Source organism: Paenibacillus solisilvae (genome assembly GCF_042656405.1).
Taxonomy (GTDB): Bacteria; Bacillota; Bacilli; order Paenibacillales; family Paenibacillaceae; genus Paenibacillus_Z; species Paenibacillus_Z solisilvae.
In genome coordinates this window covers 1-13,597 of record NZ_JBHSOW010000012.1, presented here as the reverse complement: position 1 = coordinate 13,597, position 13,597 = coordinate 1, and the positions used below count along the sequence as shown (strand labels likewise).

The following is a 13,597-nucleotide window of genomic DNA, read 5'->3' as shown; positions in this document are numbered from 1 at the left end:
ATGTACAATAGAGCCAAAAGGGCGGTGAACTCATGACTGCGGCCAGCGCGGGTTATCATGTCCTTGTAGTCGGTGCAACGGGATTAGTCGGTGAGAAGCTTACCCAGCAGCTGTTAGCTGATAAGCGCTGTAAGAAGCTTACGGTGCTTGTACGCAGGCCGCTGACGAATATCCGGCCCGAAACCCGGAATCAGAAGCTGAATGTCATTGTAGCGGATCTGGACAGCATGGAAGAGGCGCTTGGAATCCAGCCGGTGGACATCGTATTTTGTGCACTTGGAACGACGATTAAGAAAGCAAAGTCACAGGAAGCATTCCGTAAAGTGGATTATGAATATCCTGTTCGCCTTGCCAGATGGGCCAAAGAAGCCGGGGTCAAGAAAATGGTCGTTATATCTGCAATGGGTGCCAAGTCGGCCTCCTCGATCTTCTACAGCCGCGTAAAAGGTGAAATGGAAGAGGAACTGGCCGTTATCGGGCTGAGCGAGCTTCATATCATGCGGCCATCCCTGCTGCTCGGCAAACGAAATGAATTTCGACTGGGTGAGAAAATCGCCATTTGGATGAGTCCGCTCCTTCGCGTTATAACGGTTGGGCCGCTGCGTGTATATCGGCCTATTCGGGATTCAAAGGTTGCCAGCGCTATGCGTGCAGCTGCCTTCAACGATCAATTATTGGGCAAAAACGGTCCTGTACGCGTTTATGAGAATCATGAAATCGCCGCTGCGGCGGTACAACATATGGGAAACAGTGCGGGGTGAGTGAAGCTTTGAGAATTAATAAGTTTATAAGTGAAACCGGATTTTGCTCAAGACGCGAAGCAGATAAGCTTGTAGAGTCCGGGCGGATTACAATTAACGGGAAGATCGCCGAATTAGGCAGTCAAGCCGAGCTTGGCGATGACGTGCGAGTCGACAATGTAAGAATAGGCGAGCAGAAGGAGCATGTCTATATCGCGCTTAACAAGCCGGTAGGGATTACGAGCACAACAGAAGCACAGGTTGAGGGCAATATTGTCGAATTTGTCAATCATCCAGAGCGTATCTTTCCGATAGGGAGATTGGACAAGGATTCCGAAGGTCTCATCCTGCTGACCAATGACGGGGATATCGTGAATCGTATTCTTCGTGCAGAGGGCAAGCATGAGAAAGAATACATAGTAACCGTCGATCGACCTGTCACGCCAAGATTTTTGAAAGCGCTCAGTGAAGGAGTTCGAATCCTGGGCAGTATGACCCTGCCATGCAAAGTTGTGAAGGAAGCCGACCGTGTCTTTAGAATTATATTGACTGAAGGCAAGAATCGCCAAATTCGCCGAATGTGCTCTACATTCGGCTATAATGTAAGGCGGCTGCGCCGCGTACGGATTATGAATATACATCTGGGTACGCTTGGAAACGGCAAATGGCGCGACTTAACCGCTAATGAGCTTACGGAGCTGTTTGAGCTGCTGGACAGCCATTAATCTTGTCTATGTTATATCTATCTTTTCCCGGGAAATAATAATAACCAACGCTATCCGACATGATCATCGGTAAACGTTGGTTTTTTATGCAGATATAAAGGGAATTATGATTTAGGAGTTGCCGGGGCGTTCTGTGCCTGACCGGGGTTCGTATATTTACGAATAATCGAAACCTCAACACGGCGGTTCTTGGAACGGCCAAGGTAGGTCGTGTTGGTACTAACCGGGCGATATTCACCATAACCGATGGCGCTGAATAATTTGGGATCAAGCTTCTTCGTTGACAGCAGGACGTCCATGAATCGAATTGCCCGCGAGGAGCTGAGATCCCAGTTGGATTCAAATTCAGAGGTTGAGATCGGTTGGTTGTCGGTATGACCCGATACGACAATCTCGTAGCCCGGATACTTCTGCAGCATGGCTGCAATAGATAGGGCCAAGGAGCGTGCTTCCGGTTTGACCTTCGCGCTGCCTGATGGGAAGAGCGCATTGTCGCTAATCGTAATCATAAGCTGAGACTGATTCAGCTTGGTCTGAAGCTGAGAGGTGAGTCCGCTCTTCAGGATGTATTGATCTTGGTCTTTGGTCAGATCCGCGTCTGAGGAAGGATTACGCTGGTCATCCTTCTCTTTGGTCATCTGTTCGCCTTTTGCAATGACAGTGGTATTATCAAGAACACCTACACCGTTGTTGAACGCAACGCTGAAGGCTTTGCTCATTTCTTCAAACTTCTTCACATCTGTTGTGCTCATGGCATACAAAACGATAAATAATGCTAGGAGTAGAGTCAGCAAGTCGGCGTAAGGAATCAGCCATGTTTCATCGGCATGTTCTTCGTGGTGCTCAGCTTTATGCTTTTTGCTCAATACCCTCAGCCGCCTTCTCATTCATTTTCAATCGTTCTGTCGGTGTTAGGAATACAGATAGCTTCTGATTGATAGCAATGGTAGAAACGCCGGATTGAATCGACAGCAGTCCTTCGACCATCATCAGACGAAGCTCAACCTCGCGTTTGGATAAACGCTTGAGTTTGTTGGAGATGGGATGCCATAGAACGTACCCGGTAAAGATACCGAGCAAAGTTGCAACAAACGCCGCTCCAATGGCGTGTGCAAGCTTCTCCATGTCACTCATATCAGCAAGAGCTGCGATCAGGCCGATAACGGCCCCCAGTACCCCAAGCGTTGGCGCGTACATACCAGCCTGGGAGAAAATGAGTGCGCCTGCGCGGTGTCGATCTTCAGTTGCAGAGATATCCTCGAGCAGGACGTCACGAACGAAATCATGGTCATTACCATCAATGATCATCCGCATACCGGTGCGGAGGAAGGGGTCTTGGATGTCATCTACGTTAGCTTCGAGAGCAAGAAGGCCTTCACGACGTGTAATCATTGCCCATTCCATGAACATTTTGATTAATTCTTCGCGGGGCAGAAGAGCCTGAGTAACGAAAATCATCTTGATGAGCTGTGGGAATTTCTTCAGCTCGGCCATCGGGAATCCAATGAAGAGCGAGGCGCCGGTGCCTACGATGATGATGACAAACGCTGCAGGGTTGAGCAGGTTGCTGATCGGAGCCCCTTTTAACGTCATACCGAGAAGAACGGCAACGAGTCCAAGTCCGATACCAATAATTGTAGATTTTTCCATGACACACCTCGTCTAAAAGTTTGATTTCGCTGCTGCAAACGGTTAGTCCGTATGAGCCGCAAAGTGGTAAAATGTCGAGGACAGACTGATGTGTCTGACTGACAAAATAAATCATTCAGGGCGAACCTCTATATTTATTATCGTCAGAAAGAGCGTGTAGATTAGAGCAAATTCAATGTTTTGGCAGTAATGAATTAATTTTAAGGCAATTTCGTGTAGAATACAGAATATACGGATGATTTAGCCAAGAAGGGCGGAGACATGTGTGGGAGTAAAGCATGGTAGAGAGTATGAAGAGATCATTGATGAGCTGTCTGTTGCAATCGGTTCCATTAGCGATGCGTACCTATTCTTTGAAATGGAACCGGCGGATTGGGATGAACTGGATGAGGAGCAGCGCAAAGGATTAATGGAAGTGCTCGCCGATGATGTGTTCTACGCGCTTGGCGAGGAAACGGCGATTGCAGTCGGTTCAGGCACGGTTACGTACCGGCCTAAGCATCATTGTATTGAAGTATCGGTTGATCATATAGAAAGCCGGCTTGTCCGTCTGATCTAGGAAACTGGAGGGAGAGTGTGTTATGAGCCGAATGGAAAAGCTGACCTCAGCAGAAGCCGATGAAGCGATAACAGCGATCGAAGGCTGGGTGCGGGAGGACGAGAAGTGGATGCAGGGCAGTTTCCGGTTTGCGGCGTTTCTGGACGCTATTGCTTTTGTAGGCCGGGTGGCGGATGCGGCTGAGGAGATGAACCACCATCCGTTTATTGCAATTGATTATAAGAAAGTTACGCTGCGGCTGACAACGTGGAGTGCCGGAGGGCTGACGGAGCTTGATATGCAATCAGCGGAGAGATACAACGCTATCTATCGCTCCTTCAAAGGTTAAATCGTGGTAGATTGATATCTTTACAACATTTCGACACTATTCTACAATAAGTGAAAGTTGTATGTTAATTAATCTAACATTAAACGATCATGAGGGGCTTGGCTATGACAGAAGTATATCAGATGGTAGGTTCCTCACAAGAGGACTGGGATAGTCGGCTCATTTCTCATTATCAGCCGATTGTTGCGCTGGATTCAAGAAAAATTATGGGTTATGAAGCGCTCGGACGTATCCTGACAAGCCAAAGCGTTCGAAGTCTAGGGCCCCTTCTTGGGAGATGCCCTGATCGAGCAGCTGCTGCCTGCACTCGATCCCTCCTGTATAAAGGTCTATATGTGCAGTGAAGACGGCATTCAGCAATCGGCGAATTATCGCCGTGGTGAAGGGGCCGTTTGGACCAGAGACAATTCATTCCGGGGGTTAAATTGGAGCTGGCGGCCTTATTTTATCCCGATATCAGTGGAGATTGAGCGGAAACAGCGCGCCATGGTGTCACGGACGTACACGGAATTGGATTGTTTTGATCGTATTCGGACGATATCCGTACCCGTGGGGAAGAGCGGGATCCTGTTCCTGGATATGACCGATCCAGAGAGTGAACGGTAGCGCTGGCCAGCATGAGATATCACATAGGAGAGCCCGTCTTTACGCGTGGATGCGTGAAGACGGGTTTTGTGTGATGATCTCGGGCCTCGGGAGCTACCCGGATTGCGTGTTATCAGGAGAGAGATAGGTCATACAGTGGACATCGACGAGACCTTGGGCGGTTCGTTTCGGATAGGTGTCTGTGATGACGAAGTTAGCCCTTTTGTAGGTTCGAATGGCACGGGAATTCCACACTAGAACCTCGAGATCTATTTCATCGCCTGGCGCACGCCGGAGTGCTTCCGCTACAATCGCCTGGACAAAGGGCAGCCCTAATCCTTGTCCGCAAAGGTCCGGGCGAAGGCCGAGCCCGATTCGAGTGACGCCGAGCAGCGGGAAGAATTGAGCAAATCCGATAAAGCTGCCTTGTGCATCTAGAGCGGCGGCATACTGCTGGATACGAAGCTGTTCGTCGCCAAATTCAATGCCGAGCTGCTGCATCGTTTCCCAGGAAGACCAGTTGTAGAAATCGAAGGGTGAAGGATATCGCCATGAGCATAGCGCTTCAGCCAGCTGCGAGGAAAGCGCTGTCAAAATAATAGGGTTAGTGCTGGCAGCATGCGGGACGGTCATTCAAATTTTGCCTCCTCATCGGGTGAAAAGAATAAAAGTAGAATCTGATTCGCTTATTATATCAGGAGATCACGTCATGTAAATATAGACAACCCCCGTTGTATGAGCAGGTAAGTGTTTAAGGCTATGCAGGCATCGGGTAAAACCATGATAAACGAATCAATCACGTTATTGAGTTAAAGGAGGTATTTCGATGGGTTTCTCTCATATTCTTGTTGCTTATGACGGTGGTGTGCCGTCTATTAGAGCTTTAGATACGGCAATTGATTTCATGCAAAATAATCAAGCTGCGCAATTGACGGTGGTTCATGTTCATAGTGTGGCTGCAATTGCTATTGCTGATTCAATCGTGACCGTTCCGGCCTCGGTTCAAAGAGACGAGTTTCTTCAAGCGCAGGAATTACTGAAGGAAGTGGATGACAAAATCTCATTCCTGCTCTCAGCACGCTCTGTTCTGCTTGAAGGAAGTCCGGGAGAGTCGATTGTTCAGTATGCGGCTGAACAGCAGTGCGATTTGATCGTGATCGGCAATCGCGGACTCGGTGCCATACGTGAATTCGTTATGGGGAGCGTCAGCCATTATGTGATTCAGCATACTTCCGTTCCGCTGCTGCTGGTGAAGTAGGGGCGCTGAACGGAGATTGGCGGGATGTGAACCTTTCATGCCAGCTGGTTATTATTCTTTACAGCAGGTGGCGTCAATGACATGTCAGTTGAATATTTGGAGCGCTTGAAGGACTCGGGTAGATTCCATGGTGGCAGATACCAAAGGTAAGCGTATAGAAGAGCTGGGTCTGATGATGAATGACTTGGCCGGTCGATTCCGGATTTTCATTGAACAGCATGAGAACATCGAAGTCGTTTACCCGTCCGGGGCTTTCAATGCCCGGTGCGTGGATTATATCCAGCATATCGTGAACCACGGAACATACCACCGCGGCAATGTGACAGCCATGCTCCGGCAGCTGGGACATCCGGAGACAATGACAGACTATGGTTATTATTTATACACTTTAAGCCAGTAATCGCGGGAAGCCGATTGGAACATGTTGTTCATAAGGAGGACCTGGATCCTTCGATCGGATTTGGAGACCGCAAGCGATCATGAAAGAGCCCGCCCGGCGCACAGTAAGTGCGCATGGGGCGGGCTCTTGTTCGATTAGATAGACTCGGCGAGAAGCGGTTATTCTTCGGCCGATACTTTGGAGAAGAAGGATAGGCTGTAGAGCGCAGCTAAGCCCACGATAATGTACACGATCTTGGCGCCAACGGAATCTGACCCGTCAAAAACTTCTGAAACGACATCATACTCAAATAGACCTACAACAAGCCAGTTCAAGCCGCCGAGAATGAGGACTAGTAAGCTGACGATGTTCAAAACTTTCATTGGACCCGCCTCCTTAAAATGTAATGCCTCGTGCCACTATTACGAATATGCAGGAGCGGGCTATTTTAGCACGAGAAAATGCAAGTGCAGGTGCTTAGCGGGTGCAGGTCATGCAGTGGGCCTCGGGCCGGACCGGGCATTGTATCAAATTGATTATGAGGTCGATGCGCTGCAAACAGCCGTCTTATCGAGGAGCGAGCGGGTAGTACAATCTTGGGGGTGGAATGATGTATAATTTATGTATCATGATGGATCAGGAAGGCGGCTGGACGAAATGAAGAATATGGTATCATTAAAATGGTTGCTCGCTCGCATGTATGAATCGGACGTGGTTATTGTCGATTGCCGCTTTCAATTGGGGAAACCGGATGCAGGCCGTGAGGCATACATGGAGGCCCACATTCCGGGCGCGGTGTATCTGGATTTGGAGAAAGATCTATCCGCGGTGGTCACGGAGCATGGCGGACGTCATCCGCTGCCGGACATTGCCGAGCTGACGGGTACCCTCAGCCGTTCAGGCATTGGCAATGCTTCGAGAGTCATCGCTTATGACGACCAAGGCGGGGCAATGGCTTCGCGTCTATGGTGGCTGTTGAAGTATTTGGGGCATGATCAGGTATATGTATTGGACGAAGGTTTCACAGCGTGGCAGAAAGCGGGTTTCCCTGTAACCGCCGAGCAGAAGGTGCTCATTCCGGCCCCTTTCTTGGCAACTGTACGGCATAATATGCTTGTAGAGGTTGATGAAGTCCGGGAAAACTTAGGCGATGCAGAAGTGACCTTGATTGATTCCCGCGAGGCACCGCGCTACCGCGGTGAGGTTGAGCCGATTGACCGGATAGCCGGCCACATTCCAGGTGCGATCAACCGCTTCTGGGCGGAGGGAAGAAGCAGTGACGGCAAATGGAAGAACGCCGATGAGCAAGCCGCAAGGTTTGAAGGGCTCCAGCAGGAAGGACAGATTATCGTTTACTGCGGTTCCGGCGTCACGGCCTGCCCGAACGTGCTCGCTTTGCAGGAAGCGGGCTTCACGAATGTGCGGCTGTATGGGGGAAGCTGGAGCGACTGGATTAGTTATGAGGGGAATCCGGTGGCGGCGGGGGACGAAGAAAAGCCGAAGGGCGTATAGCACAGTACTAAAGCGTCGATTAGATCGCTGTGTGGCCCATTCACTCCGGCGGTGTATTTGATATGCTCGTTTCGGGCGGCAGTAGGTGCGCTCCTTCAAGTTTGCGTAGTTACGGGTAGTAGTTCCGGGAAGAATACAACTACAGGAGCGATTGGAATCAGATTAGAAGGGCCGGGAACCTCCTCAGCGGAGAGATTCCCGGCCCTTGCTTTTTATACGGATTATTTCAACAAACGACCACGGTCATAGGAGATCCCGCATGAACAGCGATGAGTGCCGAATAGGCGAGTTGTAGGACGGAGGGAATTCGCGATTAACACGTTGTACCTCGCGAGCGAATTCTTTACGATCCTTCGGAACTCTACGCAGCGAGTTGGCTTTTGCTTGCGTATCGATATGCGCTCCGGGCGGAACAAACCGATTGGGCGCAATTCGCACACCGTTCGTAACGACGGCATCCATTGAAATAAACGATCCGTGACCTACGATGGCATTATGGGCCGACAGGTCCTGGGAGAGTAGGAAGTTGCCAAGCCAACAAGCACTATAGATTAAGTTTTATTCCAATAATTTCTAAAATCCAGACGAATGCTCACCCAATAGCGGGAAATTGCTAGGATTTAATAGGTGTGAGATTTCAGTTTATTTCCTTCCCTTGTTCGCCGATTCAGAGGTTTTGTCCGGAATTTCACCGGCAAATAATACGTCAAAATCATGCCTATTCCCGTACAGATAGAGCACGTCTCCGGCTTCCAGAGCGGTGTCGTGCTTTTCTTTTCGCACGTTTACCGTGCCTCGTTTGATGTATAGAAGATTCAAGTCGGCATCCGAGGGGAGGACTTCGCTCATCTTCTGTCCGATATAGGCGGAGTCTGGCCCAACCGGCACTTCCGCAAAATGATCGGATTCTTCAAGCAGAAGGACATCTTTAATCGGGAGCTCATGCACATCAAAACTTCGTTCCATCGAGCGGTTGAATTTGGACGACAGATAAGACGTCATCACGGGAGTACGGACAATGAGGAGTATGGCGATGAGGGAGCACGCGGATACGGCCATATAGGATAACCGAAACCCCGGGGCGAGAATATTCGCAATGGCGGATACGATGACCGCAAAGGAGAAGACGCCAAAGAGGATGAGGAACATGCCGATTCGGCGGCGGAGCGGATGATCGCTAATGAGCTCCGACTCTTTTGTCGTGAAGCCTGTGCTTGTGAGAAGCGATACCACCTGGAACCGCGAAATATCCTTATCGAGTCCTGTAGCCCGCATAAGGACGACGGAGATCTCGACAACGGCTAAGACGATGACAATATAGATAATGATGAATCCCACGTGCGCTCACCCCCGGATTAACGGTCATTACTGCTGTTTTACCCCAAATCGTCGTTCTTCAACAGCTGGAACGATTGATTCATCCGAAGAACATTCAAATTTGGAAGACAGGCCGTGCTAATCGTCCATGGGAGAGGCACACTTTCGTTAAGGAATAATCAGTACGCGGCCGGCTGTTCCCGCCGCTCGAAACGGGCGTGGGCTGCAGCAGCCTCAGTCGAGGGGAATGCGGATAGTTGGGCTGTGACAGGTTGCCGGCGGGCGACTTGCTGCGGGCCTTTCTGGGCTGCGCGTGGTCGGACCTCCATCATGCACATCCACGCACGCGGTGTGAATGCAAACGTAATGGTCCTCACTGTAGTTTCCGGAAAAAGGAAATCTGACACAAATGGTGAATTCAGATAAAACATGGTTCAAATCCGATCGGCGAGCGGCATCTATCTTATTGAGGCGAAGTGAGATGCAGGAGGAAGGCGTGAAATGAAAGCGGAGAATGCGAAGCGGGATGAAATCGAGCAGGGTGAATGGAATTATAGGCTGGTGGAACGGGCGCAGCAGGGGGATACCGAGGCTTTTGGCGAGCTCATCGAGCGGCATCGGAGCAAGGCGCGGGGCTTGGCGGAGCGGATAACCGGCGATCCGCATATGGCCGACGATATTGTGCAGGATGCGCTTATTCGAGCCTTCCTGCATTTGGGCTCGCTTGTGGATACAAGCCGGTTTCTTCCGTGGTTCCACCGGATAGTGCGCAATCAGGCAAACATGCGCTTGCGCCGTGGCGGGCCGCACGGCAGAGAAATGCCGTTCACGTCCTTGGGCGCAGGCGATGGGGCTCGTGTCGACTGGGATGACCTTGACAGTATTTTACACCATCTTGCCCGCACAGCTGCCGATGCCACATTAAGCGATCTGGACCCTGCGGAGAGCCTGCTGCGCAAAGAAGTATACGAAACGATACATGCCCTGCTGCACTGCTTGACTCCTAAGGAGCGGGAGATATTCAGAGCATATTTTTTCCGCCAGTTGAGCCCGGAGGAGATCGCGTCTATGTATCGGATGTCTACGGGCTCCATTTATACCTACATTCACCGCACCCGGCAGAAGCTCCGCAAGGAGCATATCCGCGTCTCACTTGGCCTAGTTCCAGACAAAGGAGGATGCGGTTTGACCAAGCATAACGTTCTACAGCTGCCGGACTGGCAGGCGCATAGTACGGTCAAAACAACTTTCGTGGACAGCGTCCGGCGTATGCTGGCCACAGTAGGCGACTACCGGGAACCTGCTGCGTTAATGGGGATTTCCGGCTTTGCCTTTCGCATGAAGATATCCAACCAAACGACATTCGCCGACAGTATTTACATTTTCGACTGGAGAGGGGCACTCCGGACTTTTCTGGAGGGGCTCGGTTACCAAATCACGATACTCTGCGGGCAGCTCTCTGATTCTCCTATCCCTCTTCTTGGCGCAGTGGAGCGGTTTCCGGTGGTTTTGCCGATCGAAGAATCTATTCTGCCGTTCATTCGGAAATACATTGATCTGGGCAAACCGGTTCTGTACTTCGATACGATGCCTGCTAAACCCTATGTTCATGAGTGGTCGGTCATTTACGGATACGACGATGAGAGGCGCATCGTGTACGTAACTGATCAGATGCTCCCCGAAGGAAGAACGCTTTCGTACGATGACGTTGCGGACAATCCGGTTCGGTTTGCAGCGGGCATCGACGGTATTCTGCAAAAGGCGGCTGAAGCGCGGCCGAGCGGGGAATCGGAACTGCGGCAGCAAGCTGAGCGAACCGTCCGCTTTGCTGTTGATTATGCAAGGCATGGGTGCGATTACCACCCGATGACCGCTTATTTAAGGTACACATCCGGGCTTGCGGCTTATGACCGCTGGATGGGTCATCTCCGCAGCAGTCATGTCATACCGAACCGGTACGGGATAGGACAGCTGTCTGCGGTATATGCCGAAACGAAGCGTTATGCATCGCTTTATTTGCGCAGCGCTCCATTCGAAGGGGAAGCCAAGCGCCTCACCCTGCTGGCATCGGATGCTTATGAGCAGGCGGCGGAAGCGATGGGTCAATTGAGCTTGTGCGTGCCTTTCGTGCGTTCATCTGAAATGCTGCCGCCGGAAATGCGGGAGATTTGTGCCGGTTATTTAAACCAAGCGAAGGAGTTTGAAACGGCCGCCATCGGATATATGGAAAAAGCGCTGACATTCATATAGAGAAGAGGAAGGAAGTCAATAACCATGACCGAAATTCGATTTTTAACGCAAATCGCTTACAACATGAACGAAGTGACGGCTGCAAAAGAATCATTCGAGCGGGTGAACCCGGGTGTTCGGATTATTGTCGAGCAGGCCAAAGATTATTTTGAAATGATGCAGGCATTTAAGTCGGACAACGCACCAGATATTATCGAAACGGGCGGGTATCAAGTGGGCAACTCGGGCGGCATATTTATTGATTTAAACCCCTATATTGCGGAAAATGCGGGATTAGAAGAGGATATCTACCCGGGTCTGCTGCGGATTGCAAGGAGCGGCGGGATGCTGCCCGGACTGCCTATTGAAGTCAGTCCGCCGCTTATGATCTATAACAAGGAGATGTTCGACCGGGCGGGGCTGGCTTATCCAGCGGAAAACTGGACGTGGGCGGAAATGGTTCAATTGGCGGAACGGCTGACGATTCGCGACGATGAAGGGGTTGCGAGCCAGTTCGGTCTTGCGCTTGGAGTCGATATCGAGTGGTTTGAACCTTTTGTCATGCGCAACGGGGGAAGGTATGTATCGCCTGACGGCTCAATATCAAGAGGTAATGTGGACAGTCCTGCTGCAATCGAGGCTTTTCAGCTTCTTATCGATGCCTACCGGATCCACCGCATCATCCGCAAGCCGGGAGAGTTTGCTAAAGCCGTCGATGGGCAGAATGAAAGTGCGATGTCTTTCTGTTTTATATGGGATTCCCTCCACCACAAACGGGATGAGCGATATGATGTTGTTGGGCTGCCGGTTATGCCGGGAGGCGAAGAAGCGAACATGGTCTATATGGGCGGAGCCGGGGTAACGGCAAAATCGGAAAATCCGCGGCTTGCATGGGAGTTCTTGCGCCATTATCTGCTGGAATGTCATTCATGGTTCCCGCCGATCACGAAATCGCAATCCGAACAACGGGGATTGACCAAGCATCGGATGTGGTCACGTTACTTAGAGGAACTCGATCATGTGAAGATCAGCGGTTATTACCTGAACAAGAAATGGAATGCGTCCCGGCAGCTGATCAATGATGATATTCATAGGATGATTGCGGAGGGTGCTGACGTGGCACAAACGCTTCGGTCGTGGACCAGGTATACGTAGGCGTTAGCAAATATTCAGCAATGTGTTAGTTAGAGCTGGAAAAGAACACCCTTCGAGCGGGCACGGAATAGATGGAGCTAAAATTTGTGGCAGGGGGATGTCTCAAAGCTTAACAAAGAGACTTTGGGGTAACCCCGTCATACACTTGTGTGAATGACTTGCTGCGTGTTCGGCATTCGCGAGGTTTGCTTTTTGCGCCGCGCGCTGCTCCCAGCGTGTGGTGGGGTGATACGTGTCGGCTGTCAACCACACGGCGCATGCAAGCATCTATACTGGATTAATACAGCTATTTCGGGTTTTAGATGTTCAAACAGGCGCTATACTGGAAATATCCAGTTGAAAACGCTCAATTGAGCTCCATATGGCCCATTGGGGGCGATATAACTGTATGGATGGAGCTAGAATAAAAAGTGGACACCTGTTAAGTGTAGATAGATAATTACGTTAACGAGGAGAGGTGTCCTGTATGGAAAAACAGCCACGCAATCCGTACACGGAAGAGTTCAAAAAGAGAACTGTAAAGTACATTCTAGAACAATCAAAGTCGATGCCGGAGATCGCTGGAGAACTGGATATCTCGGCTGGTGTGTTGCACTCTTGGAAGCAAAAGTACCGTAGCGAGATTCAGGCAGAGATGCAGGCGGAAGTCCAAGCTTCACCAGATAAAGTTCGTCAATTGGAACAACAGTTGCGTAATATGGAGACCGAGAAGCAAAACCAAGAACGTGAGAATGCAGATTTACGTGAGGAGCTTGAAATCTTAAAAAAGGCGCTACACATCTTCGGGAAAGAAAGGAACTAAGGTTCCAATTCATCGTAGACCATGGATTATTTCGCGCCTCGAGCGAAGGAGTTCCGCAAGGTGGGGTCATCTCGCCGTTACTATCCAACATCATGTTACACGAATTTGATCGATGGATGGAAGCGAAATTTCTGAACAAGAAGGTACGAAAAGATCGCTGGGCATGGAACTTCGGCATACAGAGCAAACGCCCAATTGCAATACACGAAAATCGACAATGGAAACCAGCGATCTCTTACTGCCGCTATGCGGACGATTTTGTAATCGTCGTCAAGGGAACCAACGCACAGGCTGAAGAAGTGCGGATGGTATGCCGGGAATTTCTCGAAGATAAGCTGAAACTCACGTTGAATATGGA

The 13,597-nt window shown here is 50.4% G+C and carries 18 protein-coding genes; 12 read left to right on the top strand and 6 right to left on the bottom strand.

Annotated elements, in window-relative coordinates; genetic code table 11:
• The first annotated feature begins 32 nt into the window (after positions 1-32).
• On the top strand, positions 33-761 hold the full coding sequence (locus ACFPYJ_RS02460; RefSeq protein WP_379186463.1) for an NAD(P)H-binding protein: 729 nt from the start codon (positions 33-35) through the stop codon (positions 759-761).
• Between the two features lie 8 nt (positions 762-769).
• Positions 770-1,465, top strand: a complete 696-nt coding sequence (rluF, locus tag ACFPYJ_RS02455; protein ID WP_379186462.1) for a 23S rRNA pseudouridine(2604) synthase RluF — start codon at positions 770-772, stop codon at positions 1,463-1,465.
• 104 nt (positions 1,466-1,569) lie between these two features.
• Here rluF and ACFPYJ_RS02450 read toward each other — a convergent pair whose 3' ends face one another.
• Positions 1,570-2,331, bottom strand: a complete 762-nt coding sequence (locus ACFPYJ_RS02450; protein WP_379186461.1) for a flagellar motor protein MotB — start codon at positions 2,329-2,331, stop codon at positions 1,570-1,572.
• Entirely contained in the window at positions 2,315-3,115 is an 801-nt protein-coding gene (gene motA, locus ACFPYJ_RS02445; protein ID WP_379186460.1) for a flagellar motor stator protein MotA, read from the bottom strand. Before motA ends, ACFPYJ_RS02450 begins: the two co-directional genes overlap by 17 nt.
• Positions 3,116-3,380: 265 nt before the next feature.
• On the opposite strand from motA, the gene ACFPYJ_RS02440 reads away from it, so the two are divergent.
• The 3 genes from ACFPYJ_RS02440 (at position 3,381) to ACFPYJ_RS02430 (ending at position 4,608) form a co-directional block, all read left to right on the top strand.
• Positions 3,381-3,674 carry a hypothetical protein gene (locus ACFPYJ_RS02440; RefSeq protein WP_379186459.1) on the top strand — a complete coding sequence of 98 codons (294 nt, stop codon included), beginning with the start codon at positions 3,381-3,383 and terminating at the stop codon, positions 3,672-3,674.
• Between the two features lie 22 nt (positions 3,675-3,696).
• On the top strand, positions 3,697-4,002 hold the full coding sequence (locus ACFPYJ_RS02435; RefSeq protein ID WP_379186458.1) for a 4a-hydroxytetrahydrobiopterin dehydratase: 306 nt from the start codon (positions 3,697-3,699) through the stop codon (positions 4,000-4,002).
• A gap of 270 nt (positions 4,003-4,272) precedes the next feature.
• Positions 4,273-4,608, top strand: a complete 336-nt coding sequence (locus ACFPYJ_RS02430) for an EAL-associated domain-containing protein (RefSeq protein ID WP_379186457.1) — start codon at positions 4,273-4,275, stop codon at positions 4,606-4,608.
• A gap of 93 nt (positions 4,609-4,701) precedes the next feature.
• Here the strand turns inward: ACFPYJ_RS02430 and ACFPYJ_RS02425 are convergent, their stop codons facing one another.
• Positions 4,702-5,220, bottom strand: coding sequence for a GNAT family N-acetyltransferase (locus ACFPYJ_RS02425; RefSeq protein WP_379186456.1), 519 nt, complete (start codon positions 5,218-5,220; stop codon positions 4,702-4,704).
• Positions 5,221-5,413: 193 nt separating this feature from the next.
• On the opposite strand from ACFPYJ_RS02425, the gene ACFPYJ_RS02420 reads away from it, so the two are divergent.
• The gene (locus ACFPYJ_RS02420) at positions 5,414-5,845 is read left to right on the top strand and encodes a universal stress protein (protein ID WP_379186455.1); all 432 of its coding nucleotides are present in this window, start codon (positions 5,414-5,416) and stop codon (positions 5,843-5,845) included.
• 130 nt (positions 5,846-5,975) lie between these two features.
• Entirely contained in the window at positions 5,976-6,245 is a 270-nt protein-coding gene (locus ACFPYJ_RS02415) for a DinB family protein (RefSeq protein WP_379186454.1), read from the top strand.
• Positions 6,246-6,403: 158 nt separating this feature from the next.
• On the opposite strand, the gene ACFPYJ_RS02410 is transcribed toward ACFPYJ_RS02415, so the two are convergent.
• Positions 6,404-6,607 (bottom strand): DUF378 domain-containing protein, encoded by a 204-nt coding sequence (locus tag ACFPYJ_RS02410; protein ID WP_379186453.1) that lies wholly within the window; start codon positions 6,605-6,607, stop codon positions 6,404-6,406.
• Positions 6,608-6,881: 274 nt separating this feature from the next.
• Between ACFPYJ_RS02410 and ACFPYJ_RS02405 the strand changes: the two genes are divergently transcribed.
• On the top strand, positions 6,882-7,736 hold the full coding sequence (locus tag ACFPYJ_RS02405) for a sulfurtransferase (RefSeq protein WP_379186452.1): 855 nt from the start codon (positions 6,882-6,884) through the stop codon (positions 7,734-7,736).
• A 243-nt stretch (positions 7,737-7,979) separates the two neighbouring features.
• Here the strand turns inward: ACFPYJ_RS02405 and ACFPYJ_RS02400 are convergent, their stop codons facing one another.
• Positions 7,980-8,198: an LbetaH domain-containing protein gene (locus ACFPYJ_RS02400; protein ID WP_379186451.1), complete on the bottom strand. Its 219-nt coding sequence runs from the start codon at positions 8,196-8,198 to the stop codon at positions 7,980-7,982.
• Between the two features lie 180 nt (positions 8,199-8,378).
• Entirely contained in the window at positions 8,379-9,074 is a 696-nt protein-coding gene (locus ACFPYJ_RS02395) for a TrkA C-terminal domain-containing protein (RefSeq protein WP_379186450.1), read from the bottom strand.
• Between the two features lie 480 nt (positions 9,075-9,554).
• Between ACFPYJ_RS02395 and ACFPYJ_RS02390 the strand changes: the two genes are divergently transcribed.
• The 4 genes from ACFPYJ_RS02390 to ACFPYJ_RS02375 form a co-directional block, all read left to right on the top strand.
• The gene (locus tag ACFPYJ_RS02390) at positions 9,555-11,303 is read left to right on the top strand and encodes an RNA polymerase sigma factor (protein WP_379186449.1); all 1,749 of its coding nucleotides are present in this window, start codon (positions 9,555-9,557) and stop codon (positions 11,301-11,303) included.
• Positions 11,304-11,327: 24 nt separating this feature from the next.
• Positions 11,328-12,437 (top strand): ABC transporter substrate-binding protein, encoded by a 1,110-nt coding sequence (locus ACFPYJ_RS02385; protein WP_379186448.1) that lies wholly within the window; start codon positions 11,328-11,330, stop codon positions 12,435-12,437.
• A gap of 466 nt (positions 12,438-12,903) precedes the next feature.
• Entirely contained in the window at positions 12,904-13,239 is a 336-nt protein-coding gene (locus ACFPYJ_RS02380) for a transposase (protein WP_379186447.1), read from the top strand.
• A gap of 11 nt (positions 13,240-13,250) precedes the next feature.
• The coding region (locus ACFPYJ_RS02375; RefSeq protein ID WP_379186476.1) for a reverse transcriptase/maturase family protein at positions 13,251-13,597 on the top strand (347 nt) is incomplete at its 3' end.